22 protein-coding genes are annotated in these 25,920 nt (G+C 66.5%); 12 read left to right on the top strand and 10 right to left on the bottom strand.

Features of this window, described 5'->3' with window-relative positions:
• Positions 1-221: 221 nt before the first annotated feature.
• Positions 222-1,025, bottom strand: coding sequence for a DsbC family protein (locus H7A87_RS16400; RefSeq protein WP_104585968.1), 804 nt, complete (start codon positions 1,023-1,025; stop codon positions 222-224).
• Positions 1,026-1,143: 118 nt separating this feature from the next.
• Entirely contained in the window at positions 1,144-2,115 is a 972-nt protein-coding gene (xerD, locus tag H7A87_RS16405; protein ID WP_104585982.1) for a site-specific tyrosine recombinase XerD, read from the bottom strand.
• Positions 2,116-2,303: 188 nt separating this feature from the next.
• On the opposite strand from xerD, the gene H7A87_RS16410 reads away from it, so the two are divergent.
• On the top strand, positions 2,304-2,765 hold the full coding sequence (locus tag H7A87_RS16410) for an RDD family protein (protein WP_119127313.1): 462 nt from the start codon (positions 2,304-2,306) through the stop codon (positions 2,763-2,765).
• Between the two features lie 152 nt (positions 2,766-2,917).
• Here the strand turns inward: H7A87_RS16410 and lptG are convergent, their stop codons facing one another.
• Together lptG and lptF are read right to left on the bottom strand one after the other, a co-directional pair.
• The gene (gene lptG / locus H7A87_RS16415) at positions 2,918-4,024 is read right to left on the bottom strand and encodes an LPS export ABC transporter permease LptG (protein ID WP_104585972.1); all 1,107 of its coding nucleotides are present in this window, start codon (positions 4,022-4,024) and stop codon (positions 2,918-2,920) included.
• Positions 4,021-5,103, bottom strand: a complete 1,083-nt coding sequence (gene lptF / locus H7A87_RS16420) for an LPS export ABC transporter permease LptF (protein ID WP_104585974.1) — start codon at positions 5,101-5,103, stop codon at positions 4,021-4,023. Before lptF ends, lptG begins: the two co-directional genes overlap by 4 nt.
• Positions 5,104-5,210: 107 nt before the next feature.
• Between lptF and H7A87_RS16425 the strand changes: the two genes are divergently transcribed.
• The 3 genes from H7A87_RS16425 (at position 5,211) to H7A87_RS16435 (ending at position 10,274) form a co-directional block, all read left to right on the top strand.
• Positions 5,211-6,692, top strand: coding sequence for a leucyl aminopeptidase (locus H7A87_RS16425; protein ID WP_104649404.1), 1,482 nt, complete (start codon positions 5,211-5,213; stop codon positions 6,690-6,692).
• Positions 6,693-6,806: 114 nt separating this feature from the next.
• Positions 6,807-7,232: a DNA polymerase III subunit chi gene (locus H7A87_RS16430; RefSeq protein WP_104535058.1), complete on the top strand. Its 426-nt coding sequence runs from the start codon at positions 6,807-6,809 to the stop codon at positions 7,230-7,232.
• A 207-nt stretch (positions 7,233-7,439) separates the two neighbouring features.
• Positions 7,440-10,274, top strand: coding sequence for a valine--tRNA ligase (locus H7A87_RS16435; RefSeq protein ID WP_119127311.1), 2,835 nt, complete (start codon positions 7,440-7,442; stop codon positions 10,272-10,274).
• 1,508 nt (positions 10,275-11,782) lie between these two features.
• On the opposite strand, the gene H7A87_RS16440 is transcribed toward H7A87_RS16435, so the two are convergent.
• The 4 genes from H7A87_RS16440 to pssA all read right to left on the bottom strand — a co-directional run bounded on the left by H7A87_RS16440 (position 11,783) and on the right by pssA (position 15,446).
• Positions 11,783-12,916 (bottom strand): pectate lyase, encoded by a 1,134-nt coding sequence (locus H7A87_RS16440; RefSeq protein WP_104649401.1) that lies wholly within the window; start codon positions 12,914-12,916, stop codon positions 11,783-11,785.
• A gap of 799 nt (positions 12,917-13,715) precedes the next feature.
• Positions 13,716-14,198, bottom strand: a complete 483-nt coding sequence (gene rimI / locus H7A87_RS16445) for a ribosomal protein S18-alanine N-acetyltransferase (RefSeq protein WP_180496771.1) — start codon at positions 14,196-14,198, stop codon at positions 13,716-13,718.
• On the bottom strand, positions 14,195-14,662 hold the full coding sequence (locus tag H7A87_RS16450; protein WP_104649400.1) for an alanine acetyltransferase: 468 nt from the start codon (positions 14,660-14,662) through the stop codon (positions 14,195-14,197). The genes rimI and H7A87_RS16450 overlap by 4 nt, the downstream gene beginning before the upstream one ends.
• Positions 14,663-14,672: 10 nt before the next feature.
• Complete coding sequence (gene pssA, locus H7A87_RS16455; RefSeq protein ID WP_104583307.1) at positions 14,673-15,446, bottom strand: CDP-diacylglycerol--serine O-phosphatidyltransferase; 774 nt, start codon at positions 15,444-15,446, stop codon at positions 14,673-14,675.
• Positions 15,447-15,565: 119 nt separating this feature from the next.
• Between pssA and H7A87_RS16460 the strand changes: the two genes are divergently transcribed.
• From H7A87_RS16460 to H7A87_RS16470, 3 genes are all read left to right on the top strand, one after another.
• Positions 15,566-15,967, top strand: coding sequence for a DUF4124 domain-containing protein (locus H7A87_RS16460; protein ID WP_180496773.1), 402 nt, complete (start codon positions 15,566-15,568; stop codon positions 15,965-15,967).
• A 114-nt stretch (positions 15,968-16,081) separates the two neighbouring features.
• Complete coding sequence (locus tag H7A87_RS16465) at positions 16,082-17,776, top strand: proline--tRNA ligase (RefSeq protein WP_104649399.1); 1,695 nt, start codon at positions 16,082-16,084, stop codon at positions 17,774-17,776.
• 144 nt (positions 17,777-17,920) lie between these two features.
• Positions 17,921-18,373, top strand: a complete 453-nt coding sequence (locus H7A87_RS16470; RefSeq protein WP_104583304.1) for an H-NS family nucleoid-associated regulatory protein — start codon at positions 17,921-17,923, stop codon at positions 18,371-18,373.
• A gap of 56 nt (positions 18,374-18,429) precedes the next feature.
• On the opposite strand, the gene H7A87_RS16475 is transcribed toward H7A87_RS16470, so the two are convergent.
• The gene (locus H7A87_RS16475) at positions 18,430-19,689 is read right to left on the bottom strand and encodes a threonine/serine exporter family protein (RefSeq protein ID WP_104583303.1); all 1,260 of its coding nucleotides are present in this window, start codon (positions 19,687-19,689) and stop codon (positions 18,430-18,432) included.
• A gap of 49 nt (positions 19,690-19,738) precedes the next feature.
• On the opposite strand from H7A87_RS16475, the gene H7A87_RS16480 reads away from it, so the two are divergent.
• The 4 genes from H7A87_RS16480 (at position 19,739) to H7A87_RS16495 (ending at position 23,484) form a co-directional block, all read left to right on the top strand.
• Positions 19,739-20,968, top strand: a complete 1,230-nt coding sequence (locus H7A87_RS16480; protein WP_180496775.1) for an ABC transporter permease — start codon at positions 19,739-19,741, stop codon at positions 20,966-20,968.
• An 85-nt stretch (positions 20,969-21,053) separates the two neighbouring features.
• The gene (locus H7A87_RS16485; RefSeq protein ID WP_119128331.1) at positions 21,054-21,896 is read left to right on the top strand and encodes an ABC transporter ATP-binding protein; all 843 of its coding nucleotides are present in this window, start codon (positions 21,054-21,056) and stop codon (positions 21,894-21,896) included.
• A gap of 2 nt (positions 21,897-21,898) precedes the next feature.
• Positions 21,899-22,825 (top strand): MlaD family protein, encoded by a 927-nt coding sequence (locus H7A87_RS16490; protein ID WP_011035876.1) that lies wholly within the window; start codon positions 21,899-21,901, stop codon positions 22,823-22,825.
• Positions 22,822-23,484, top strand: coding sequence for an ABC-type transport auxiliary lipoprotein family protein (locus H7A87_RS16495; protein WP_104583300.1), 663 nt, complete (start codon positions 22,822-22,824; stop codon positions 23,482-23,484). Before H7A87_RS16490 ends, H7A87_RS16495 begins: the two co-directional genes overlap by 4 nt.
• Here the strand turns inward: H7A87_RS16495 and H7A87_RS16500 are convergent.
• Entirely contained in the window at positions 23,481-24,080 is a 600-nt protein-coding gene (locus H7A87_RS16500; RefSeq protein WP_119128330.1) for an alpha-ketoglutarate-dependent dioxygenase AlkB, read from the bottom strand. The genes H7A87_RS16495 and H7A87_RS16500 overlap by 4 nt on opposite strands.
• A gap of 127 nt (positions 24,081-24,207) precedes the next feature.
• On the opposite strand from H7A87_RS16500, the gene H7A87_RS16505 reads away from it, so the two are divergent.
• Positions 24,208-25,857, top strand: coding sequence for an electron transfer flavoprotein-ubiquinone oxidoreductase (locus H7A87_RS16505; RefSeq protein ID WP_119128329.1), 1,650 nt, complete (start codon positions 24,208-24,210; stop codon positions 25,855-25,857).
• Positions 25,858-25,920 lie beyond the last annotated feature (63 nt).

Below are 25,920 nucleotides of genomic sequence, written 5' to 3' on the forward strand. Positions count from 1 at the left end.
GCCGGATCTGCGCGCGGGGGCGACGTCCGCAGCGCTGGCCGCCACGCCGGTCCATCGCCGCTCTCACCCGACAAACCGTGCTGCCAGCCCAAACCCCGCTGCCAGCCGGTCCTGAAACGCAGCAGGCCGGAATGCATGCGCATCCCGGCCTGTTGATCGATCACGCCGACCGTCGCGGCGGCCAGCGTCAGCGCAGCATCACGGCGCTGCCGGCGGCGAGGTCAGCGGCTGCCACCGGCGGTGGTGACCGCGCGCTTTTCCAGCGCTTCACGCAGCTGCGCCGGCGGCAGGTAGCCACCGAGCTGGGTGCCGTCCGGGGCGAAGATCGCCGGAGTGCCGTTGACGCCCAGACGCTGGCCCAGCGTGTATTCCATCGACACCGGGTTCTTGCAGTCCTTGGCATTGACCGGCTGCCCGGACTTGGCCGCGGTCAGCGCCTGCTTGCGGTCGGCGGCGCACCACACCGCGATCATTTCCTTGTGGTCCTGGCTGCCCAGGCCCATGCGTGGAAACGCCAGGTATTCCACCGCGATCCCCTGCTTGTTGAGCTCGCCGATCTCGCTGTGCAGCTTGCGGCAGTAGCCGCATTCCACGTCGGTGAACACCGTCACGGTGTATTTGGGGTTTGCCGGCGCAAACACGATGCGGTCGGCCTTGGGCACGGTCTCCAGCTGCTTGCGGCGGTAGGCCAGCAGGCCCGGGCTGGCAGCGAACTGCTTGTTCTGGATGTCGAACGGCTGCGCCTGGATCAGGTAACGGCCGTCGTCGCTGACGTACAGCACCTGCCCGCCGACCACCACTTCGCGGAAACCGGGGAACGGCGCTGCGCCGATGTAGTCCGGCTTGAAATCCGGATCCAGCGCCTTGAGCGCAACGCTCACACGCTGGTCCACGTTGCCCGCGGCGGCGGGGGCGGCAGCAGCGGCTGGCTTGGCGCCGGCGTTGCTTGCCGCAGGCTGCGAGGATTGCGCGCAGGCGGTAAGGCTGAGTGCGCCCAGCAGCGCGGCGATGGCAAGACGATACATTCACGCATCCAGTGGAATGGGGTGCCTGGATTCTCGCACAGCGCAGATGAAGCCAGACAGCGGCTGAAACGCTTTCTTCTTTCTCTGGACCGTTGCCTCGCCTGCGGCGCACCCGCCATCACCCGCGCGGGTGATGGGCGGCATGCAGCTTCTGCAGGTGCTGACGCGCGACCAGCGTATAGATCTGGGTGGTGGACAGCGAACTGTGCCCGAGCAGCATCTGCAGCGCGCGCAGGTCCGCGCCGTGGTTGAGCAGATGGGTGGCAAAGCTGTGCCGCAGCCCGTGCGGGCTGACCGTGGCGGGGTCGATCCCGGCCACCGCCGCATAGCGTTTGACCAGCGCCCAGAACTGCTGGCGGCTGGGTGGCTGCCGCGCCGCATCGATGAACAACGGCACCTGCCCGTCCACCGCTGCCACCGCCTTGTGGCTGGCCAGCAGCGGGCGCGCCTGGCTCAGATAGCGCTCCAGCCAGTGCTGGGATTCCTCGCCCAACGGCACCAGGCGCTCCTTGCTGCCCTTGCCGGTGACCCGCAGCACGCCCTGGCGCAGGTTGACCCCCACCGCCGGCAGGTTGACCAGTTCGCTGACGCGCAGGCCGGCCGCATACATCAGCTCGAGCATCGCGCGGTCGCGCAGGCCCAGCGGCGTGGCGATATCGGGCGCGGCCAGCAGCGCCTCGATCTGCGTCTCGGTCAGCGCCTTGGGCAGCGAGCGCGGCAGGCGTGGCGGGTCCAGCAATGCGGTAGGGTCGTCGCCGCGCACGCCGTCGCGCAGACACAGGCCGTAGAACGCACGCAGGGTCGACAGCAGCCGGGCATTGCTGCGCGGCGAATAGCGCGCCTCGGTGCGCCAGCGCAGATAGTCGAACAACACCGCCCGATCGACACCCAGCAAGCCGCCGCCGGCACCGTCGCGCCAACGCGCCAGCCCTTCCAGGTCGCGCCGGTAACTGTCCAGAGTCTGCCGCGCCACGCCCTGCTCGGCCCACAACCGGTCCAGAAAGCGTTCGATGGCGGCGGCATCGGCGGCCTGCACCGGCGGCAGGTGTTGCGCCAGTTGGCGGCGTTCGGCAGGACTGCTGGCTGACATCGCAACAGCATAGAGCGTGGCATGCGTTTTGCGGCGCGCCATGTCAGCCAGGAGCGGGATTTGGCAACGCAGACTGCCTCGATCGGCCACACGCCACGTGGCTCTCAGCGCGACACCCAGGCCCCGCCTGGCACGGGATTGCCGCAGCGCGACGTTGCTCGCTCGCCTGCGCCGGCTATGCTCGCGGCATGACTTCGCCCCCCGCACCGCTCATCGCGCGCGCACCTGCCCTGGTGGTCTGGCGACTGCTGGCCATGTGCTACGACGCCTGGCCGGTGCTCGCGCTGTGGATGCTGATCTCCGCCGCGTTCACGTTGGGATTTACGCTTGCCGGGCATCCGGCCCGCGAAAACATTGCCCCCTTCAGCGGCTGGCAATGGCTGTTGTGGCTGTGCTGCTGGATCGCGGCCGGGGTCTACGCCACCGTCAGCTGGCGGCGGGGTGGCCAGACCCTGGGCATGCGCCCGTGGCGCTTGTCGCTGGTCGGGCCGCAAGCCTCGTGGCGCGTACTGTGGATCCGCTATGCCGTCGGCACGCTGTCGCTGGCCCTGGCTGGCGCGGGATTCTGGTGGGCCTGGCTGGACCGCGATCGGCTGGCCTGGCACGACCGTGCCAGCGGCACCCGGCTGCAGCGCACGCCCAAGCGCTGAAACGCCTGGGCCGGCAGCTTGCCGACCTCCCCGGCAGGCAGTGCTGGAATGCGGCCGCCGTGCAAAGCCCTGGCAGCCACACGCGCAAACCGGTACCACCGTTTAGCGCAGGCAGCGCACGGTTCCGAAGACGCTGAACCGGCGCAGCCGCGTCAGCTACTGCGCCGTCGGAACAACCACACCGACACGCCCAGCATCACCATCGGTGGCAGCGCATAGGCGATGCGGTAGTCCAGCTTGAGGGCACCGGCCATGCGGCCGAAGAACAGCTGCAGCAGCCAGAACCCCAGCGCGAACAGGATGCCCAGGAACAGGCGCTTGCCCAGCCCGCCGCTGCGCAGCGAACCGAACGAGAACGGGATCGCCGCCATGCACAGCGCCAGCACGTTGAGCGGGTAGAACCAGCGGCTCCAGTACTGATCTTCGTAGTCGCGCGCATCCAGGCCGTTGCGGCGGCGGTATTCGATGCTCTGCTGCAGATCGCGCGCAGACAGGTTGCGCGGCTTGGCCAGCCCGGCCGCCAGCGCTGCCGGGCTGAGCTGCGACTGCCATGCCAGCTCGGGGAAGGTTTCGCGCTGCACCGAGCGTTCCTGGAAGGTATCGCGGCGCACCTGGCGCAGCGTCCAGGTCCCGTTGCGGTTCTCGGCCAGCGCCGCGTAGGTCAGCTGCGCCAGACGGCCGCCGGCATCGAGGTGATACAGCCGCACATCGTGCAGGTCCAATGCGGTGCCGCCGCCATCGAGCAGCTTCTCTTCGCCGCTCAGCGCATTGAGGAAGGTGTCGCCCTCGCGCGCCCACAGGCCGGAATAGCGCGCCATTGCCATGTCGCTGTTGTAGCGGGCGCTGGTTTTCAGGGTATCGGCCTGGTTCTGTGCCCACGGCCCCACGGTCTCGCCGCTGATCACCATGGTGGCGGTCAGCAGCGCCATGGCCGCCACCACCGAAGCCGACATGCGCTTGCGCGACACGCCGAGTGCGCGCAGCGCGGTGAGTTCGGACGTCGCCGCCAGCTGGCCCAGGCCCATCAAGGCGCCGATCACCGCAGCGGTCGGAAACAAGGTGTAGGCCCGGCGCGGCACCGTGTAGGCCACATACGCGATCGCGTGTCCAAAGGTGTAGGCACCCTGGCCGATGTTCTTGGCCTCGCTGGCAAAGGCATTGACCAGGTCCAGGCCCAGCAGCACCGCCCAGGTGAGCAGCACGGTGAACAGCACCGCACGCCCGACGTACCAGTCATGCACCCGCGGCATCAGCCTCATGCGCGCACCCTCGGCCGGCGCACGCGGCCATCGCGCGCATACGCCCAGATCGCCACCGCCAGCAGCGGCAAGGTCAGCCACCACAGACCGAGCGCAGCCGGGGTCTTGCCATTGGCGATCCACTGGGTGCCGACGATCATCAGATTGGTACCCACCATGTAGGCCAGGAAGGCCAGCATGATCCGGCCGTAACGCTGTTGCCGCGGCGCGCTGCGCGACAGCGGCAGGGTCAGCAGCGCGAAGGCCAGCGCCAGCAACGGCGGCGCCAGGCGCTCATGCAGCTGCGCGCGCGCCGCCGGGCGCTGGTCCGAGAGCAGCTGCGTGGTCCACATCACTTCCGGATCGTTGGCATCGTGCACCTGGGCCCGGTCGGGCAAGGCCACGTCGTTGCTGGCGAACTTCATCAAACGGTAGTCCAGGGTGTTGCCGGCGGCCGGGCCTTCGATGCGGTAGCCGTCCTCCAGGCGCAGGTAACGGTCGGCCTTGCCTTCGAAGAACATCGCGCCGCGGTCGGCGGTGACCACGTCGATGCGGTCGTCCTTCTGGCGCTGCAGGAACACCTTGCCCAGGCCCTTGCCGTCGGCCGAGATCGTGGTCAGGTAGACCACCCCGCCGCCGGACAGCGGCGTGAACTTGCCCGATTCCAGGCCGGCCATCACGATGCTGCGGTTGGCGTCCTCCAGCATGGTCTCGGCGGTGCGGCTGGCCCAGGGGCCCAGCCACAGCGAGCACAACCCGATCACCACCACGACCGGCACCACCAGCATCAACATCGGCCGCAACATGCGCCGCGGGCCCACGCCGATGGCGGTGATGACCGCCATTTCTGAATCGCGGTACAGCCGCGCCAGTGCCAATAACAGCCCCAGCATCAGCGCCAGCGGCAGGATGATCGGCAGGTACGCCACAAATTGCAGGCCCACCTGGGACAGCAGCAAGCGAGCAGGGATGCGGCCATCGGCGATATTGCCGAGGATATCCACCAGCACACCGCCCACGCTAACGACCAGCAGCACGATCAAGGTGGCCAGGAAGCTCTGGGTGAAATCGCTAAGCAGGTATCGATCGAGCTTCGGCATGGGGTGGGCTTGTTTTAAACTCTCGGATTCGTTCGCGGCGGCGCCAGCCTAGTCCGGTTGGCGTAAACAGCCCGCGATTGTACGGATTTGCCTACGGAATCTGATCAATGGCCCTGCAATTCACCCTGAACCAAGACGCGCCGGCAAGCGCCGCCGTCGACTGCATCGTGGTTGGCGTGTTCGCCGACAAGACCCTGTCGCCCGCCGCCCAGGCGCTGGACAGTGCCAGCCAGGGCCGTCTGACGGCCCTGGTGGCACGTGGCGACGTGGCTGCCAAGACCGGCAGCACCAGCCTGCTGCACGACCTGCCGGGCGTTGCCGCCCCGCGCGTGCTGGTGGTGGGCCTGGGCGAGGCCGGCAAGTTCGGCGTGGCGCCGTACCTCAAGGCGGTGGGCGATGCGACCCGCGCGCTCAAGACCGGCCCGGTCGGCACCGCCCTGCTCACCCTGACCGAATTGCCGGTCAAGGCGCGCGACAGCGCCTGGAACATCCGCCAGGCGATCATCGTCAGCGACCATGCCGCCTACCGCTACACCGCCACGCTGGGCAAGAAGAAGGTCGACGAGACCGGCCTGACCACGCTGGCGATCGCCGGCGACGACGCCCGTGCCCTGGCCGTGGGCGTGGCCACCGCCGAGGGCGTGGAATTCGCCCGCGAGCTGGGCAACCTGCCGCCGAACTATTGCACCCCGGCCTACCTGGCCGAGACCGCAGCCGCCTTCGCCGGCAAGTTCCCCGGCGCCGAGGCCGAGATCCTGGACGAGACGCAGATGGAGTCGCTGGGCATGGGCTCGCTGCTGTCGGTGGCGCGTGGCTCGGCCAACCGCCCGCGGCTGATCGTGCTGAAGTGGAACGGCGGCGGCGACGCGCGCCCCTACGTGCTGGTCGGCAAGGGCATCACCTTCGACACCGGCGGCGTCAACCTCAAGACGCAGGGCGGCATCGAGGAAATGAAGTACGACATGTGCGGGGGCGCCAACGTCATCGGCACCTTCGTGGCCACGGTCAAGGCCGAGCTGCCGATCAACCTGGTGGTGGTGGTGCCGGCGGTGGAGAACGCCATTGACGGCAATGCCTACCGCCCCTCCGACGTGATCACCAGCATGTCCGGCAAGACCATCGAGGTCGGCAACACCGACGCCGAAGGCCGCCTGATCCTGTGCGATGCGCTGACCTACGCCGAGCGCTTCAACCCCGAAGCCCTGGTGGACGTGGCCACGCTGACCGGCGCCTGCATGGTGGCGCTGGGTCACCAGACCGCCGGCCTGATGAGCAAGCACGACGACCTGGCCAACGAACTGCTGGCCGCCGGCGAGCACGTGTTCGACCGCGCCTGGCGCCTGCCGCTGTGGGACGAGTACCAGGGCCTGCTGGATTCCACCTTCGCCGACGTCTACAACATCGGCGGCCGCTGGGGCGGCGCGATCACCGCCGGCTGCTTCCTGTCGCGCTTCACCGAGAACCAGCGCTGGGCGCATCTGGACATCGCCGGCGTCGCCAGCGACGAAGGCAAGCGCGGCATGGCCACCGGACGCCCGGTGGGGCTGTTGACGCAGTGGTTGCTGGACCGCGCCGCAGGTGGGAATTGAGAATCGGGAATAGGGAATCGTGAAATCCCTTTCCTCTCAGTCACCGCCGCGACCTTCGAGGTCGCGGCGATGCCGTGACCATTCCCGATTCCCCTCTCCCGAATCCCTGCCCTGATGCCCCGTGCCGACTTCTACCTGATCGCCAAACCGCGCTTCCTCAACGAACCGCTGCGGCTGGTCTGCGAGCTGGCGCGCAAGGCCAACGACGCCAACCTGCCTACGCTGATCCTGGCGCGCGACGCCGCGCAGGCCGAGGCATTGGACGACCTGCTGTGGGCATTCGACGACGAGGCCTACATCCCGCACCAGATTGCCGGCACCGACGAGGAAGACGAGCTGGCGCCGGTACTGATCGCCTCGCCGGAGTTCGATGCTCCCTCGCGCCCGCTGGTGATCAACCTGCGCGACGATCCCTACCTGGGCGCCTGCGACCGCGTGCTGGAAGTCGTCCCCGCCGACCCGGCGGCCCGCGAACCGCTGCGCGAACGCTGGAAGCAGTACAAGGCCCTGGGCCTGGAACTGACCAAGTACGACATGTGAGAGGGGCGGGGATTGGGGGTTGGGATTGGGGATTCGTAAAAGCAGATTTTTTGCGCGTCCCTAGGCTGCATCCAGCCACGCATTCCAAATAGCCGATCTTCGCTCCACACCACCACTGCTGACGTTGATGAGTGGATTGCCAGTGCTTCTCGCCGGCCCCATGACGCAACCAATCCCGAATCCCGAACAACGAATCCCCGCCCCACTATGACCACCCTCGCCTCCAGCTACGACCCCTCTTCCTTCGAATCGCGCCTGTACGCGCAGTGGGAGGCTGCCGGGTATTTCGTGCCGTCCGGCCAGGGTGAGCCGTATACGGTGCTGCTGCCGCCGCCGAATGTGACCGGTACGCTGCACATGGGCCACGCGTTCCAGCAGACGCTGATGGATGCGTTGGTGCGCTATCACCGCATGCGCGGCTTCGACACGCTGTGGCAGGTGGGCACCGACCATGCCGGCATCGCCACCGAGATGGTGGTGTCGCGCAACCTGGCGCTGGAAGGCAAGGGCGAAACGCGCGACTCGCTGGGGCGCGAGGGCTTCATCGCCAAGGTGTGGGAGTGGAAGGCCGAATCCGGCGACACCATCGAGCGCCAGATGCGCCGCCTGGGCACCTCCAGTGACTGGTCGCGCAGCACCTTCACCATGGACCCGCAGCCGTCGGCCGCGGTCAACGAAGCGTTCGTGCGCTGGTACGAGCAGGGCCTGATCTATCGCGGCCAGCGCCTGGTCAACTGGGACCCGGTGCTGAAGACCGCGATCTCCGACCTGGAAGTGGAAAACGTCGAGGAAGACGGCTTCCTGTGGTCGATCCGCTATCCGCTGGCCGATGGCGTGACCTACGAGCACGTCGAGCACGATGCCGACGGCGTCGAGACGCTGCGCGAGACCCGCGATTACCTGGTGGTCGCCACCACGCGCCCGGAGACCATGCTGGGCGATACCGCAGTGATGGTGCATCCGGAAGACCCACGCTATGCCACGCTGCACGGCGCCCGCATCGTGCTGCCGCTGACCGGCCGGCAAGTGCCGGTGATCACCGATGACTATGTCGACCGCGCATTCGGCACCGGCGTGGTCAAGGTCACGCCTGCGCATGACTTCAACGATTACCAGGTGGGTGTGCGGCACGAGTTGCCGCTGATCAACCTGTTCACCGTCACCGCCACCATCAACGAGAATGCGCCGGAGCGGTACCGCGGCCTGGATCGTTACGACGCACGCAAGCTGGTGCTGTCCGAACTGGAAGACCTGGGCGTCTTGGTCGAAACCAAGCCGCACAAGCTGCAGGTGCCGCGCGGCGACCGTACCGGCCAGGTGATCGAGCCGTATCTCACCGACCAGTGGTTCGTGAGGATGGACGCGCTGGCCAAGCGCGGCCTGGAGCTGGTCGAAAGCGGCCAGGTCAAGTTCGTCCCGCCGAACTGGATCAACACCTATCGCCACTGGATGGAGAACATCCAGGATTGGTGCATCAGCCGTCAGCTGTGGTGGGGGCATCGCATTCCGGCGTGGTTCGACGAGGCAGGCAAGTGCTACGTCGGCCATGACGAAGCCGAGGTGCGCGCGAAGCACGGCCTGGGTGCCGACGTCGCGCTGCACCAGGACAGCGACGTGCTGGAAACCTGGTTCTCCTCGCAACTGTGGCCGTTCTCCACGCTGGGCTGGCCGGACGCGAACGCGATGGCCGAGCGCGGTTTCGCGCGCTATCTGCCGTCGTCGGTGCTGGTCACCGGCTTCGACATCATCTTCTTCTGGGTGGCGCGCATGATCATGGCCACCGACAGCTTCACCTGCCAGGTGCCGTTCCGCGATGTCTATATCACCGGCCTGATCCGCGATGCGCAGGGCCAGAAGATGTCCAAGTCCAAGGGCAACGTGCTCGACCCGCTGGACATCATCGACGGCATCAGCATCGAAGACCTGGTTGCCAAGCGCACCACCGGGCTGATGCAGCCACGCATGGCCGAGAAGATCGAAAAAGCCACGCGCAAGGAGTTTCCGGACGGCATCATCGCCCATGGTGCCGACGCGTTGCGCTTCACCATCGCCGCACTCGCCACGCATGGCCGCGACATCAAGTTCGATCTGGGCCGCGCCGAAGGCTACAAGAACTTCTGCAACAAGCTGTGGAACGCCACGCGCTTTGTGCTGATGAACACCGAAGGCGCGCGCTTTGCCGGCGTGCCGCAGCCGCGTACCGAAGCCGAGCAATGGATTCTGGCGCGCCTGGACAAGGTGACTGCAGAAACCCACGCACACTACGCCAGCTACCGCTTCGATCTGCTGACGCAATCGCTGTACGAGTTCGCCTGGAATGCGTTCTGCGACTGGTTCGTCGAACTGGCCAAGCCCGCGCTCAACGGCCAGGACAGCGAGGCAGCCGCCAGCACGCGCCACACACTGCTGTACGTGCTCGAAGCGCTGCTGCGCCTGCTGCACCCACTTACCCCGTTCGTCACCGAGGAACTGTGGCAGCAGGTTGCACCGCGCCTGGGCATCAGCGCCGCCACGATCTCGTTGCAGGCATTCCCGCAGGCCGGCGATGTCGACACTGCGGGCTACACCAGCGCAGAGGCGGATGTCGAATGGCTGAAGTCGATGGTGTCGGCACTGCGTCGTGTGCGCAGCGAGTTGAACGTACCGCCGTCCAAGCAGGTACGTCTGCTACTGCAGGCCGGCACTGCCGACGATCGCGCCCGTGTCGGCCGCTTCGCCTCGCAGCTGTCGTTCCTGCTCAAGCTCGAAGCGATCGACTGGCTCGACGCCGGCCAGGACACACCGCCGTCGGCCACGGCCATCGTCGGCGAGCTCACCCTGCTGGTGCCGCTGGAAGGCCTGGTCGACATGGATGCCGAACGCACGCGCCTGGACAAGGAAATCAAGCGCGTGGAAGCCGAGATCGGCAAGTGCAATGGCAAGCTGGGCAACGCCACCTTCGTGCAGAACGCACCGGCCGTGGTGGTCGAGCAGGAACGCGCGCGCCTGAACGACTGGACCACGCAGCTGACCGGCCTGCGCGAGCAACGCGCCAAGCTCTAGGACCGCCAATCACTGTTGGCCGAGACGGGGTCAACAGCCTGGTTAGTCGAGGGCGCGGTGCCCTCACCGCGTGCGCGACACGCCGTGAACCCATCCCTGGGGGTTCGGTGGCGGCATCCATGCCGCCACACAGTCCCGCAACCGGCAAGGACACCGCACCAAAGAGTTGGTCGGCGCTCATCTGAAAGCTGTCTGTCGCGCGGTGCGCATCAGACGTGGAGGCGATGCTTCACGATCGAACAAGGCGCATCCAGCACCGCTCTTACCATGCACACCGACCATCTCGCTTGGTCCTTGCCCGCTCACCGTTGCGGGACCTTGAGCGGCATGGATGCCGCGCCAGAGCCTACATGGACGTACTTGCGGCGTGTCCTGCGATGGTGGGCGGGCAAGGGCCCTGCAGCCAAGGCGCAGCGTCGAGTGCGCTGTGCCCTCACCAGACAGTTGGTCGGCGCTCATCTGAAAGCTGTCTGTCGCGCGGTGCGCATCAGACGTGGAGGCGATGCTTCACGATCGAACAAGGCGCACCCAGCACTGCTCTACGTTACGTACCGACCATCTCGACTGGTCCTTGCCGGCCCACCGTCGCGGGACCCTGAGCGGCATGGATGCCGCGCCGGAGCCTACATAGACGTACTTGCGGCGTGTCCTGCGATGGTGGGCGGGCAAGGGCCGCGCAGCAAACTCGCAGCGTCGAGTGCGCGGCGCCCTCACCGCTTGCGGGACACGCCGTGAACCCATCCCTGGGGGCTCGGTGGCGGCATCCATGCCGCCACACGGTCCCGCAACCGGCGAGGACACCGCACCAGACAGTTGGTCGGCGCTCGTTTGAAGAGCTGTCTGTCGCGCGGTGCGCATCAGACGTGGAGGCGATGCTTCACGATCGAACAAGGCGCATCCAGCACCGCTCTTACCATGCACACCGACCATCTCGCTTGGTCCTTGCCCGCTCACCGTCGCGGGACCTTGAGCGGCATGGATGCCGCGCCAGAGCCTACATGGACGTACTTGCGGCGTGTCCTGCGATGGTGGGCCGGCAAGGGCCCTGCAGCCAGCGCGCAGCGTCGAGTGCGCGGTGCCCTCACCGCTTGCGGGACACGCCGTGAACCCGCCCCTGGGAGCTCGGTGGCGGCATCCATGCCGCCACACGGTCCCGCAACCGGCAAGGACACCGCGCCAGACAGTTGGTCGGCTGCTTTACTGAAAACCATGCACACCGATCATCTCGACTGGTCCTTGCCCGCCCACCGTCGCGGGACCTTATGCGGCATCAATGCCGCGAATGGTGGACGGGCAAGGGCCCTGCATGGATCCTGCGCCCGGCTGCGCAGAGAACTGAAGACGCGTGATGCTGCGCGCACGCGCCACGGCGTCGAAACAGCGTATGTCGCCGGACAATGAGACATCGATAAGGACATTACGCAAACGCACAACGCCCGCAGTGCTGCGGGCGTTGTGGAAAGACGTGCAACGCTGCTCGCATCGCGGCGTTGCGTACCGCAGGGGCCTTACAGCTTGCCCGCCCCGGCCTTCGCCTTGACGTCCGCAGCAACCTTGTCGGCCGACAGCAGGCTATAGGTGTACGGCGGGGTCCAGCCGATGTTGCTGTTCCACGAGCACGTCAGCGCCTTGCCGTTGAGCAGTGAGCCTTGATCGCGATAGACGCTGCCGCCGTAGTCGGCCGCAATCTTGTCGCAGCTGCTCACTCCACTGATGTCGAACACGTTGCGCTCGGAGAAGATCTTCGACTCCTTGCCCACGCCATGGGCGTGCGAGAACTTGTAGACCGGATGGGTGGTGCTGCCGACGTGGTAGTTGTTGTACAGATGCACCTGCCCGAAGCGCACCCGCGGTGCGCGTGCAGAGATGTTCTCGAACAAGGTGTTATGGATGGTCACCTTGAGCTTGCCGCTGTCGGTGCTGGAGGCGCTGTCGCTGGAACCGATCAGGTCGTTCTTCTCGTGCGACTTGAACGCCGAATAGGAAATGGTGACGAAGTTGGCGCCCTTCTTAACGTCCATCGCACCATCGTGATGCTGCTTGGGACGGCCGTTGGCGGTGCCGTTCTGATCGTCGGTACGACGACCGTCGGTGAAGGTGACATGGTCCACCCACACATTGGTTGCGCCCTCGACCGTCAGGCCGTCGTACTCGGCATTCCAGTTGCCGGCGCTGCCGTCATCCGGGTCCCAGACCGGCTGCGGATCCCACGGATTTTCGATGGTGAGATTGCGGATGATGACGTCGTTGGCCTTGACGTAGAAATAGCCTTCGCGGATCTCCGCATTGCTGGTGATGCCGATCAGCGTGGTCTTGGTGGGGATGTCCAACCGCGCGCGGCTCTTCATGTCCGAGGTCGTGGTGTACGGCTTGCCTTCGCTGATGTCGATGATGCCGCTGATCTTGATGATGCGCCCGTTGCTGCCCACGCTGGCTTTCAGCGCGCTCTTCAGCTCGGCGGCAGTCTTGACCGTGTAGATGTTGGCTGCGGCCGCTTTGGAACCGCCCTTGGTCCCTCCGTTCTGTGTTGCCCAACCAGTGGTTGCAACTTCCAGTGCAGGATCGGCGCAGGCAACGCCAACAACCAGCAACGACCCGACAAACAGCGACGCGGCGGCCGCCGTTGAAAATTTCGGCTTCATCTTGATCTCTCCCTCGGATAGGTTCGATGCGCCGCGCGGCGGCACACCCCTCGTCTAGCAGGCGCGGAACATACTTTTCATCTCTGTAATGTTCAGTTCCGCGACGCCGATACTAGGAGCATCGCAATGGCTTGTATCTAGCCGATGTATCGATGTGCACGCGCAGTCACGCAAACGGTTGCGGGACATCCAGGAGAAGACAAAACGCTGTAATCAAGACACGCGGAGACAGGCATGAGGACACTGCAGCGCAGCATGCTCTGCATCTCAACGCAGACCGACACAGCTCCAGCACGGTGTGCCGCCGCCATCACATGCATGCGTGTTTTTTTTTCGGCGCGCACGGCAATTGCACTGCAATGCATCGCTATCGCAGTGCGCCTGGCACATGGACACAGTCGATTGGCGCTGCTGGAAACCACGGGTGGCACGTGGCGGCATGATCACCGTCGCGGTTGCAGGTGCGCCCTGCCGGATGGCGCCGCGCAGACGACACCTCGGGCGATGCAAACGGGAAAAACATTCACCCTGTTGCGATCGATTGCAGCGATGCGCAACAGCTCGGCGCACAGCGGGTGCATTGCCTGATGACCTGATCGTGGTGCATCACCACAACGCCGCTTCGGGGCGAAACAGCAAGGCGCCAGCACGGTCGCCTGGCGGCTATGCAGGAGCCGGGGTGGTGTCTCTGGTCGTGACGCATGCCTCACCGATGCAACCGCGCGACGCGTATCAGGTGCGTCGGGGCAGAACCCGCCGGACGCGGGAGAACGCTTCCATCAGCCTCGGCCGATGAGGCTCAGGAGAACCCTTCGAAGGACAACTCGATCGCCATCACCAGCGCATCTTCGCGGCCGGTATTGGAGGGGTAGTAGCGTGGGCGCCGCCCGATCTCATTGAAGCCTTCGGAGTGATACAGCGCAATCGCCGACGGATTGGACGGGCGTACTTCCAGAAACGCGCGCCGCGCGCCGCGATCGCAGGCACCCTTGATCAGCGCGCGCAACAGCACGCGGCCATGCCCTCGGGATTGCGCCTCCGGTGCGATGCAGACATTGAGCACGTGCGCCTCGTCGGCAGCGATACTGATCACTCCGTAGCCAATGACCTGCCCGCCCTGCTCCATCACCCAGCCCTGATAGCCGGCCTGCAGGCAGTCGCGAAAGATGCTGCGCGTCCACGGGAACGGATAGGCCCGATGTTCGATGTCCATCACCACATCCAGATCGCTCTCGCGCATGGCGCGCAGCGAGGTGGGCAGCGGCGCGTTCAAGGCGCTCATGCCGGGTTCCGACGCCGCCGCAGCGCGCGCAGTTGCGGCCACAGCGCGCGCTTGGCGGCCGGGTTGCCGCGCAGCTCGGCCAGCGGCCAGGACGCCATCAAGGCTTGCGTATTCGGATCGCCGGGGTTGCAGCCGGAGGCGCGCAGCAACGCCATCTGCAGGCGATCGGGCATGCCGACCCGGCTGCGCCGCGGCGGCGCTGCCGGCGCAGTCGTGACTGCATCCGGCGCGTGGGCCGGCGCCACCGGTGCGCTGCGGCGGACCGCCGGCGCTACCGCTGGCGCCGGCATTGGTGGCGTGCGCTCCACGCGCGGCGGTGCGGCCGCCGGCGCGCGCTCCATCGTCTCCTCAGGCACCGCCGCCGCGTCCACGGTGTCGCGATCCAGATACACGGTGTGTCCCAACGCCTGCAGATACGACACCTGCAGATCGGACCACATCGGCTCGGAGGCCAATTGACTCATGGCACCTGGCTCATGGCAGCTCGGGCGTACGCCGCCAGCGCCGCCACAGCCACATCACCGGCCCGGACAGTGCATACAGCACGCCGATCACCAGCAGCGAACGGGCCAGATCGATCACCAGCAGCGCGATCACCACCGTGGCAATCGCCAGCGCCAGGAACGGCACACGGTCGGCACGCGGACCACGCGCGCCGCCCTTGAAACTCCAGAACCGGATCCGGCTGACCATCAGCAAGGCCGATACCACCGTGACCGCCAGCGCCAGGTAACGCAGCTGCTCGCCATCGAAGCCCAGGCTGTCGTCGGCAAACGCCCAGACGAAGGACATCATCAAGCCGGCGGCCGCCGGGCTGGCCAGGCCGATGAACCAGCGCTTGTCGACAACCCCCACTTGCGTGTTGAAGCGCGCCAGGCGCAGCGCCGCGCAGGCCGCATACAGAAACGCGGCCGACCAGCCGACCCGGCCCATCACGTTGCTGTCGTACTTCAGCGCCGACAGCGACCAGTGATACATCACCAGCGCCGGGGCCATGCCGAAGCTGACCAGATCGGCCAGCGAGTCGTACTGCACGCCGAACTCGCTGCTGGTATTGGTCAGGCGCGCGACCCGGCCGTCCAGCCCGTCCATCACCGCGGCCACGAACACCGCCATGGCGGCCTGGACGAATTGCCCGTTGGCGGCGGCGATGATGGCGTAGAAACCGGAAAACAGCCCGGCGGTGGTGAACAGGTTCGGCAGCAGGTAGATCGTGCGCGAGCGCGGGGGCGGTCTCATCTCATCCATCCGGCAAGTGTAGGGCCTGAGGTCCATCCGGCGGTAGCGCGCCGGCGGCGTGCAGCCTCACTTGCCAGCGCCGGCCGCGGATGCTGCAATCGCCGCGGGAATCATCCAGGGGAAGCCACATGCACCTGTCGTCCGGGCTTTGCGCCCTGTTGATGCTGGTCAGCGCCGCCGCCGGCGCGACCGATCTGTACAAATGGAAGGACGCCAAGGGCGTCACCCACTACACCGAAACCCCGCCACCGTCCGGCCAGCGCTACGAAGCGCGCCGGATCGATGCACGCAGCGGCACCGCCGCCATCGCCGCGCCGGACACCACCACGCCCGAATCGGCCGACTGCCTGACCGCACGCCGCAACCTGGAGCTGCTCAGCGGCAAGGGCGAGGTCACCATGGGCGCCGGCACCGATGGCAAGCCCGGCACCCCGCTGGACCCGGATGCCCGCGTGGCGCAACGCAACCTCGCCGAAGCGGCCGCCAAGGCCTATTGCAAGCCGGCAGCGAGCGGCACTCCGGCCTCCTGAGCCGGCCCGGGAGCGGCCACCTACCGGCCCATGCGTCCGGCCGATCGGCCGGCGCCACTGACCGGCAGGGCGCGAGACTGGCAAACTATGGGCTTTCCGCCCAAGCGAAGCCCGATGCGTCTTTCCCAGTTCCACCTGCACACCACCAAGGAAACCCCGGCCGACGCCGAGTTGGTCAGCCACCGTCTGATGCTGCGCGCGGGCATGATCCGCAAGCTGGCCTCCGGGCTGTACACCTGGTCGCCACTGGGTCTGCGCGTGCTGCGCAAGGTCGAGGCCATCGTGCGCGAGGAAATGAACCGCGCCGGGGCGGTGGAAGTGCTGTTCCCCACCATCCAGCCGCGCGAACTGTGGGATGCCACCGGTCGTTGGGAAAAGTTCGGCGGGCAGTTGCTCAAGATCAAGGATCGCAAGGAGCAGGAGTTCTGCTACAGCCCGACCGCCGAAGAGGCCGCGGCCGAATTCGCGCGCCAGGAAATCAACAGCTACAAGCAGTTGCCGCTGAACTTCTTCCAGATCCAGACCAAGTTCCGCGATGAGATCCGTCCACGCTTCGGCGTGATGCGCGCGCGCGAATTCCTGATGAAGGACGCCTACTCCTTCCATCTCACCGATGCCGACATGGCGCGCGAATACGACAACATGCGCGCGGCCTACACCCGCATCTTCACCCGGCTGGGGCTGGAATTCCGCGCCGTGCAGGCCGACTCCGGCGCGATCGGCGGCGATGCCTCGCAGGAATTCCACGTCATTGCCGCTTCCGGCGAAGACTCGCTGGCATTCTCCACCGGCTCCGATTACGCCGCCAACGTGGAAACCGCCAGCGCCGCCCTGCCCGCCCCGCGCGCCGAGGCTGGCGAGGCGATGCGCCAGGTCGCAACGCCCACCCAGAAGACCTGCGAAGACGTCGCCGGGTTGCTGGGCATCACGCTGCAGCGCACGGTCAAGTCGGTGGCGGTGATGACCGAGGCCGGCTTCGTGCTGGTGCTGGTGCGCGGCGATCACGCCGTCAACGAGATCAAGCTCGGCAAGGTCGCCGGCCTGGCCGGCTACCGCCTGGCCAACGAGACCGAGATCCGCGACCACCTCGGCTGCGAGCCGGGCTTCCTGGGCCCGGTGAACACCGCCCGCCCGGTGCGCGTGGTGGCCGACCGCGATGTCGCGGCGATGGCCGATTTCGTGGTCGGTGCCAACGTGCCCGGCGAACACCTGGCAGGGGTCAACTGGGGCCGCGACCTGCCCGAACCTGACACCGTTGCCGATGTGCGCAACGTCATCGACGGCGAACGCGCGGCCGATGGCGGCGAACTGCGTCTGGCGCGCGGAATCGAGGTGGGCCATGTGTTCCAGCTCGGCGACCAGTATGCGCAGGCACTGCAGGCCACCGTGATCGACGAGAACGGCAAGCCCGCGGTGATGAAGATGGGCTGCTACGGCATCGGCATTTCGCGCATCGTGGCTGCGGCGATCGAGCAGAACCATGACGATGCCGGCATCGTCTGGCCCGCACCGATGGCACCGTGGCAGGTGGCGATCTGCATCATCAACCCCAAGCAGGATGCACAGGTGGTTGCCGCCGCCCAGGCATTGCTGGACGAATTGATCGCCGCGGGGATCGACGCGGTGCTGGACGATCGCGGCCTGCGCCCGGGCGCCATGTTTGCCGATATGGAACTGCTGGGCATTCCGCATCGGGTGGTGGTCTCCGAACGCGGATTGGCCGCCGGCACATTTGAATATCGCGCCCGCACTGCAGAGGCAGCAGAAAACCTGGATAAGGCCGGGTTATTCTCCCGCCTGGGTTGTTGATCAAATCAGCCGAAACTACTTGGATTGGATGAACACAAGGCGCCGAATTATTTCGGCGCATTTGTCACCCGGGTTTTCTGACATTATGATGGCCAGCGCTGCCACGGACCGGCATTCTTTTCTCTCTCATCCTCCGGAGTAGTGATGTCGATCGATCTTAGCGGCCTGTCGGCCAAGCAGTTGGGTGCCCTGATCAAAAACGCGAAGAAGCAGCAGACCGTGGTTGCCAAGCGTGCTCCGATTGCCAAGGTCCGCACGCAACTGACCCGCGCGGCAAAAGCCCAGGGTTATTCCATCGAAGAATTGTTCGGCACCAGCGCCGGCCCGGGTCGTCCTGCTGCCGCTGCCAAGCCGGGTCCGCGCGCCGGCCGCAAGCTGGGCAAGGTTCCGCCCAAGTATCGCAACCCCGCCAATCCCCAGGAAGCCTGGACCGGCCGCGGCAAGCAGCCGCGCTGGCTGGCCGAACTGACCGCCGCCGGCAAGAAAGTCGAAGACTTTCTGATCAGCAAGGTCAGCACCAAGAAGACTCCGGCCAAGAAGGCCGCCCCGCGCAAGGCCGCCACCAAGCGCGCGCCCAAGAAGTCCAAGGCCGCCTGATTCACAGCAATAAAACCCCCGGCATTGCCGGGGTTTTTATTGCGCGTTTTTATCTGTCATAAATTCTTGCGGGCCGGAATCAACAGATTGCCGAACAGCAATCCGGCCATCAAGGCCATCACGATATTGGTCACCGCCAATAGTGCGGCCTGCCCGACACTGACATCCTGTTGCTGTACCAGGGTCAGAAAGCCACGCAAGCTGACACTGCCCGGAACCAGCATGATGATGCCGGGCAAACGGATCAATGCACCGGGTTTTTGCACCACCCGCCCGAACAGATTACCGGCGGCGGTCAATGCCATCGCCGATGCAAAGACACCGGCCGGACCACCCCAGGCGTGCCCGGCATAACGCGCAATGACATACCCGGACATGGCCGCTGCCATGATCCATAAATAATCGCGCCGATTGGCCTTGAACAACACCGCAAATGCATAAGCGGCCACCAGCAGCGAGGCCCATTCCACCCAGCTGGCCTGCGGGCGCAATGCGGCCACCTGCGGATGCAGGCCGACCACCTGGGTCAGCGTCACCGCGATCACCGCACCGACGGTGAGCTTGAGCACCGTGGTCACCGCACCGGCCAGCCGCGCCGTGCCCGAGACCCAGTGCTGGCTGGCCAGCTCGTTGAAGGCATTGGTCAACGACATGCCGGGCAGCAGCACCACCAGCGAGGCGATGATCACCGTATTGAGGTTCAGCGGCCCGAGCAGCGACGCCACCACCGCGGCCACGACCCCGGCCAACAGCCCGGCCAGCGCCTCGCCGGCCTCCTTGGTCGCCGGCCGCTTGTCGGTGTACTGGGTCAGCAGGCCGATCGACATGCCGATCGCACCGGCGGTGGCGATGTCCAGCCAGGGCAGTTTCCACAGCCCTGCCACGCCGGCGGCGGCCAGCCCGAATGCCAGCACCTGCATGGTCTTGCCGCGCCGATCGACCTCGCGATCCAGCCGCCGCAGCGCGGTGTGGCCCTGCGCGATGCTCATGCGCCCGTTGGCCACGCTGTCGGCCACGTAATCGGCCACGCTGAGCTTGTACAGGTCATTCTCGCCCGGGGCCAGCCGGATCACCCGGGTGATGTCGCTGGAGCCGATGGCCTTGGTCGGATCGCTGAAGCTCAAGATGATCCCGGTGGGATTGGACCAGGGCTCGCAGTCCAGGCCCAGCTTCTGCGACAGTCCGACCACGGCGGCCTCCAGACGCTGCGCGGTGGTGCCGTAGGAATGCAGGCGTCCGGCGATTTCCGAAACAAAGGCGACGCGCTGGGCATAGGTGGCGCTGGCGGACGGTTGGACGACGGTGGCAGCGGACATGCGTGGCGGGTCGGATCGGAGAAACGCCGTCTGGCGAGGCCGCCAGTGTATGCCGCAGCGCCCCTGGCCGGCGTGCCGATCGTCTGTGCCGGGACCGCAAGTGCGAAGCGTCCCCATCATTCGCTCACGCCGGGCGCGGTATGCTGGCGCCACGGACAGGCCACCCATGATCAAACCGCAACCTCCCCGCATCGACCAAGACTCGCAGGATCAGACCCAGCTCCGCCTCGCCGGCAGTTGGGTGCTGGCAACCGCCCTGTCCCAGGCAGAACAGCTGCAGGCTGTGCCCGACGGGGTGCGCCGCATCGACGCGCGCGGCATCGGCCAACTGGATTCGGCCGGCGTGCTGCAGTTGCTGCGCTTTGCCGGCCGCATGGGCCTGAAGGAAGATGCGATCGATTTCCGCGATGAGCACCAGGCCCTGGTCTGCACCATCGAGGAACTCAACGACGAACGCCCCAAGCCCAAACGCGACTACGGCTTTGTCGCCGCGCTGGACCGTCTGGGCCGCACCACCCATGGCGTCGGCCAGGGCATCCTGGAACTGAACAGTTTTCTGGGCGAGAACCTGGTCAAGATCGGGCGGCTGATCCACGAGCCGCGCCGCTTCCGCCTGACCGCCACCGTGCACCACATGGAGCAGGTCGGCCTGGATGCGGTGCCGCTGGTGGTGCTGCTGTCGTATCTGGTTGGCGCGGTGATCGCGTTCCTGGGCTCGACCATCCTGCGCGACTTCGGTGCGGAAATTTATGTGGTGGAGCTGGTGTCCATCGCCTTCCTGCGCGAGTTCGCGGTGCTGCTGACCGCCATCGTGCTGGCCGGGCGCACTGCCAGCGCCTTCACCGCGCAGATCGGTGCGATGAAATCACGCGAGGAAGTGGACGCGATCCGCACCCTGGGCCTGGACCCGATCGACCTGCTGGTGATCCCACGCCTGCTCGCGCTGATCTTTACCCTGCCGCTGCTGACCTTCATCGCGATGATCGCCGGTCTGGCCGGCGGCGTCACCGTGGGCGCGTTCGACCTGGACATTCCGCCGCAGATGTATCTGGCGCGCATGCACGACACCATCCAGTTGCGGCATTTCCTGGTCGGGCTGTCCAAGGCGCCGCTGTTTGCGCTGGTGATCGGCCTGATCGGCTGCCTGGAAGGCCTGAAGGTCAGCGGCACCGCGCAATCGGTGGGCGAGCGCACCACCTCCTCGGTGGTGCAGACGATTTCCTTGGTCATCATCCTCGACGCGGTCGCCGCGCTGTGGTTCATGAAGATGGGGTGGTGATGGAGCCGGAATTGGACATTCGGGATTTGGGATTCGTGCAAGGCAGAAGCGCAGCTGGCGCCCTGACACTCGGGAGAGCTGTGCTGTGACCCATCCCGAATCCCCACTCCCCAATCCCGGCCCAGAGGCCGAGGCCGACGACGACCAGCTGGCGATTTCCGTGCGCGGGCTGACCAACCGTTTCGGCAGCCAGGTCGTGCACGAGGACCTGGATCTGGACGTGCGGCGCGGCGAGATCCTTGGCGTGGTCGGCGGCTCGGGCACCGGCAAGTCGGTGCTGATGCGCAGCATCCTGGGCCTGCGCGAGCCGGATGCCGGCAGCATCCAGGTCCTGGGAGCGGATGCGCGCTCGGGCCGCTTCGCCGACCGCCAGCACATCACCCGCAATACCGGCGTGCTGTTCCAGGACGGCGCGCTGTTCTCGTCGATGACCGTCGGCGAAAACGTGCAGGTGCCGCTGAAGGAGCATCACGGCGAGTTTCCGGAGCGCTGGTATTTCGAGCTGGCGCTGCTGAAGATCAAGCTGGCCGGCCTGCCGGCCGATGCGCTGGACAAACTGCCCTCGCAGCTGTCCGGCGGCATGCGCAAGCGCGCCGGCCTGGCGCGGGCGCTGGCGCTGGATCCGCCGCTGCTGTTCCTGGACGAGCCCACTGCCGGGCTGGACCCGATCGGCGCAGCTGCCTTCGACCGCCTGATCCGCACCTTGCAGCAGGCATTGGGCCTGACCGTGTTCCTGATTACCCATGACCTGGATACGCTGTACGCCATCTGCGACCGCATCGCGGTGCTGGCCGATCACAAGGTGATTGCCAACGCGCCGCTGGCCGAGATCGAACAGGTCGACCACCCCTGGATCCAGGAATACTTCCACGGTCCGCGCGCCCGCGCCGCGCGCGCGGCCAAGACCGACTCCACCGAGACCGCCTGAGCATGGAAACCAAAGCCAATTACGTCCTGATCGGCGCCTTCACCATCGTGGCAGGCCTGGCCCTGCTGCTGTTCGGGCTGTGGGCCGCAAAGTATTCCTCCGACCGCACCTGGCAGCAGTACCGGGTGGTGTTCCGCGAGGCGGTGACCGGCCTGTCGGTCGGCAGCCCGGTGCAGTACAACGGCATCGCGGTCGGCTCGATCACCGAGCTGACGCTGGCACCGAACGACCCGCGCCAGGTGGTCGCGCACGTGCGGGTGAACTCCACCACGCCGATCAAGAGCGATACCCGCGCCAAGCTGGCCATCACCAGCCTGACCGGCCCGTCGATCATCCAGCTCTCCGGCGGCACGCCCGAGGCACCATCGCTGACCACCATCGACAAGAGCGACGCGCCGATCATCCAGACCACGCCGTCGGCGCTGCAGAACATCACCGATACCGCCAACCGCATCGTCGAGCGCATGGACCAGATGCTCTCGGACAAGAACGTGGCCAGCATCACCGCCACCTTGCAGAACCTGGAAAAGATCAGCGGCGGCATCGCCGATCGTGACGAAGGCATGCAGGCGCTGATCGTCAGCGCGCGCGATGCCGCACGCAATCTGGACACCACCCTGACCACCACCAACGGCACCATCAAGCGGCTGGACCAGAACCTGGTGCAGCAGCTGCCGGGCATCCTGGAGAAGCTCGATGCCACCCTGGTCAAGCTGGATTCGGCTGCCGGCAACGCCGACAACATCCTTGGCGAGAACCGCGCGGCCATCAACAGCTTTGCCAACGACGGGCTGGGCCAGCTCGGGCCCACGCTGACCGAATTGCGCGGCCTGATCCGCGACCTGCGCCGGGTCAGCGACAAACTGGACAACAACCCTGCGCGCTACCTGCTCGGCCGCGACGCACCCAAGGAGTTCGAACCGAAATGACTGCCATGCGCCTGTTGCGTCCCGTGTTGTGCGTCTCCCTGCTGGCGCTGGGCGGCTGCTCGCTGCTGACCGGCGGCGACCAGAAGCCGGCCACCATCTACGCGCCGACCGTGCGGGTGACGCCCAATCCGTCCTGGCCGCAGGTGACCTGGCAACTGGCGGTGGCCAAGCCGAGCGCGGCGCGCATCATCGACAGCCCGCGCATCAACGTGCGCCCGACCCCGAGCGAATTGCAGGTCTACCACGGCGCAGGCTGGGCGCAGCCGGCCACCGATATGCTCGAAGACAGCGTGGTGCGCGCATTCGAGGACTCCGGCAAGATCGCCGCGGTCGCCCGCATCGGCACCGGCATCCGCTCCGACTACAAGCTGGCGATCGACCTGCGCCGCTTCGAGTCCGATTACGCCGGCCAGGCGCTGCCCTCGGCCACCATCGAACTCAATGCCAAGCTGCTGCACGCCGCCGACCAGCGCGTGGTGGCCTCGCGCACCTTCCTGGTGGCACGCCCGTCCAGCGGCACCGACACGGCGGCAGTGGCAGCGGCATTCGAACAGGCGATGACGCAGGTCACCACCGAACTGGTCGGCTGGACCCTGCTCAATGGCCAGCAGGATAGCCAGCGCTTGCCGCGTCCGCTGTCACCGCGACAGCCGGACTAGCGCTTGGGGCCCCGCGCATCAATCTGGCGAAACGTCAGATTGATGCGCTCGCCGACCGGTTTTGCGGTGCGCGGCAACGCATGCTTGTAGTGGCGCTGGGTATCGCCTCCCATCAGCAGCAAATCGCCGTGCCCCAGTTCCAGCGCCTGCTTCAACGCCGCATCCTCGCGATGCCTGAAGGCAAAGCGCCGCGTCGCACCCAGGCTCACCGAAGCGATCAACGGCTGCGCGCCCAACTCCGGCTCGTCGTCGCTGTGCCAGCCCATCGCATCGTTGCCGCTGCGGTAACGGTTGGCCAGCACGCTGTTGAATGGCGCCCCGGTCTCGGCCTGCAGGCGCGCGCGTAGAGGCTGCAATACCTCCAGCCACGGCCGCGGCGCGAACTGCGTGCCCGAGTAGCGGTAGCTGGCGTCCGCATCGCCGATCCAACTGCTCAGACGCGGCGAATCCACCGCCCGCCCGAACATGCGGATGCGATGCACCTCCCACTGCACCTGCGTCAGCAGCACCTGCAGCAGCGCATCGGCCTGCGCGCGCGGCAACCAGCCGCGGCACCAGGCGATCTCCGCATGCGGCAAGGCAACCCGAATCTTCATGTTTCAAACGCTAGCACGCTCCGGCTGCGTGGAGGCTGGGCGGTACGGATGAATCGATCCGATTTGCCGCCGTCACATCGAATCCCGGAAAATGCGCGGTAGCCATCGAGCCAACGGGAGCGGAGCAATGTCGGAAGCAGGAGTCGGCGCAAGTGCGCCAGAGACGGTCGAGCGCGACGTGATGGAGTACGACGTCGTCACCGTCGGCGCCGGCCCGGCCGGGCTGGCTTTTGCGATCCGGCTCAAGCAGCTGGATCCGGCCATCAGCGTCTGCGTGATCGAAAAATCCAGCACCATCGGTGCGCATATCCTGTCCGGCGCGGTGATCGAGCCGGGCCCGCTGGATGCCTTGCTGCCGGGCTGGCGCGACAACCCGCCGCCGATCTGCGTGGCCGCCACCGACGACGAGTTCTGGTTCCTCGGCAAGGACAGCGCGCGCAAGTTCCCGGTGGTGCCGCCGGGCATGCGCAACCACGGCAACTTCATCGTCAGCCTGGGCGCAATGTGCGCCTGGCTGGCGCCGCAGGCCGAAGCATTGGGCGTGGAGATTTACCCGGGCTTTGCCGCTGCCGAAACGCTGCACGACGCCAACGACCAGGTCATCGGCGTACGTATCGGCGACATGGGCGTGGCCAAGGATGGATCGCACAAGCCCGGTTACACCGCCGGCATCGACATCCGTGCCAAGGTCACCGTGCTGGCCGAAGGCGCACGCGGGCACCTGACCAAGCGCCTGCTCAAGCGCTTCGACCTCACCGCCGACGCCGACCCGCAGGGCTATTCGATCGGCATCAAGGAACTGTGGCAGGTACCGGAGGGGCGCGTCAGCCCCGGCAAGATCGTGCATACGCTGGGCTGGCCGGCCGACAACCGCACCTACGGCGGCAGCTTCCTGTATCACCTGGACAACAACCAGATCGCGCTCGGTTATGTGAGCGGGCTGGACTACAGCGACCCGCAATACCAGCCATGGGAAGCCTTCCAGCAATGGAAGAACCACGCGCTGATCAAGCCGTTGCTGGAAGGCGGCAGCATCCTCTCGGCCGGCGCGCGCGCCATCGTCACCGGCGGCTGGCAGTCGCTGCCGAAGGTGGAAATGCCCGGCGCCCTGTTGATCGGCGACACTGCCGGCCTGCTCAACGTGCCCAAGATCAAGGGCACCCACCAGGCGATCCGCAGCGGCATGCTGGCAGCCGAGCATCTGGTGCAATCGCAGCTGGCGCCACAAGGCTTCGACGCCAAGTTGCGCGCCTCCGATGCGATGGCCGAGCTCAAGCAGGTGCGCAATATCAAGCCAGGCTTCAAGAAGGGCCTGTGGTTCGGCCTGCTCAACGCCGCCTGGGAGACTGCGCTCAAGGGCGCCTCACCATGGACACTGAAGAACAAGCCCGACTGGTCGGCATTGCACAAGATCGGCGAGTACGAGCAGCCCACGCGCCACTACGGCACGCGCGAGCTCGCTCCGCGCGACCGGCTGCAGGCGGTGTACTTCGCTGCCACCGAGCACGACGAAGACCAGCCCGTGCATCTGAAGGTACTCGATACCGACGTGTGCGCCACCCGCTGCGTGCAGGAATACGACAATCCCTGCACCCGCTTCTGCCCGGCCAACGTCTACGAAATGGTCGCAGACGACGGCAGCCCGTCCGGCAAGCGCCTGCAGATCAACGCCGCCAACTGCGTGCACTGCAAGACCTGCGACATCAAGGACCCGTACGAGATCATCACCTGGGTCACGCCGGAGGGTGGTTCGGGCCCGAACTACCAGAATCTGTGAGCAACGGTCGGCATACCGCGTGAGCGGCAGTCTCTCCAAACTCCTGGCCGCGGCACGTCGCTC

It is taken from the genome of Xanthomonas sp. CPBF 426 (genome assembly GCF_903989465.1).
GTDB lineage: Bacteria > Pseudomonadota > Gammaproteobacteria > Xanthomonadales > Xanthomonadaceae > Xanthomonas > Xanthomonas euroxanthea.

Bases quoted from the DNA above. Each gene is read 5' to 3' on its own strand.
- H7A87_RS16400 (WP_104585968.1), bottom strand. From the start codon at position 1,025: ATGTATCGTCTTGCCATCGCCGCGCTGCTGGGCGCACTCAGCCTTACC.
- xerD (WP_104585982.1), bottom strand. From the start codon at position 2,115: ATGTCAGCCAGCAGTCCTGCCGAACGCCGCCAACTGGCGCAACACCTG.
- H7A87_RS16410 (WP_119127313.1), top strand. From the start codon at position 2,304: ATGACTTCGCCCCCCGCACCGCTCATCGCGCGCGCACCTGCCCTGGTG.
- lptG (WP_104585972.1), bottom strand. From the start codon at position 4,024: ATGAGGCTGATGCCGCGGGTGCATGACTGGTACGTCGGGCGTGCGGTG.
- lptF (WP_104585974.1), bottom strand. From the start codon at position 5,103: ATGCCGAAGCTCGATCGATACCTGCTTAGCGATTTCACCCAGAGCTTC.
- H7A87_RS16425 (WP_104649404.1), top strand. From the start codon at position 5,211: ATGGCCCTGCAATTCACCCTGAACCAAGACGCGCCGGCAAGCGCCGCC.
- H7A87_RS16430 (WP_104535058.1), top strand. From the start codon at position 6,807: ATGCCCCGTGCCGACTTCTACCTGATCGCCAAACCGCGCTTCCTCAAC.
- H7A87_RS16435 (WP_119127311.1), top strand. From the start codon at position 7,440: ATGACCACCCTCGCCTCCAGCTACGACCCCTCTTCCTTCGAATCGCGC.
- H7A87_RS16440 (WP_104649401.1), bottom strand. From the start codon at position 12,916: ATGAAGCCGAAATTTTCAACGGCGGCCGCCGCGTCGCTGTTTGTCGGG.
- rimI (WP_180496771.1), bottom strand. From the start codon at position 14,198: ATGAGCGCCTTGAACGCGCCGCTGCCCACCTCGCTGCGCGCCATGCGC.
- H7A87_RS16450 (WP_104649400.1), bottom strand. From the start codon at position 14,662: ATGAGTCAATTGGCCTCCGAGCCGATGTGGTCCGATCTGCAGGTGTCG.
- pssA (WP_104583307.1), bottom strand. From the start codon at position 15,446: ATGGATGAGATGAGACCGCCCCCGCGCTCGCGCACGATCTACCTGCTG.
- H7A87_RS16460 (WP_180496773.1), top strand. From the start codon at position 15,566: ATGCACCTGTCGTCCGGGCTTTGCGCCCTGTTGATGCTGGTCAGCGCC.
- H7A87_RS16465 (WP_104649399.1), top strand. From the start codon at position 16,082: ATGCGTCTTTCCCAGTTCCACCTGCACACCACCAAGGAAACCCCGGCC.
- H7A87_RS16470 (WP_104583304.1), top strand. From the start codon at position 17,921: ATGTCGATCGATCTTAGCGGCCTGTCGGCCAAGCAGTTGGGTGCCCTG.
- H7A87_RS16475 (WP_104583303.1), bottom strand. From the start codon at position 19,689: ATGTCCGCTGCCACCGTCGTCCAACCGTCCGCCAGCGCCACCTATGCC.
- H7A87_RS16480 (WP_180496775.1), top strand. From the start codon at position 19,739: ATGCCGCAGCGCCCCTGGCCGGCGTGCCGATCGTCTGTGCCGGGACCG.
- H7A87_RS16490 (WP_011035876.1), top strand. From the start codon at position 21,899: ATGGAAACCAAAGCCAATTACGTCCTGATCGGCGCCTTCACCATCGTG.
- H7A87_RS16495 (WP_104583300.1), top strand. From the start codon at position 22,822: ATGACTGCCATGCGCCTGTTGCGTCCCGTGTTGTGCGTCTCCCTGCTG.
- H7A87_RS16500 (WP_119128330.1), bottom strand. From the start codon at position 24,080: ATGAAGATTCGGGTTGCCTTGCCGCATGCGGAGATCGCCTGGTGCCGC.
- H7A87_RS16505 (WP_119128329.1), top strand. From the start codon at position 24,208: ATGTCGGAAGCAGGAGTCGGCGCAAGTGCGCCAGAGACGGTCGAGCGC.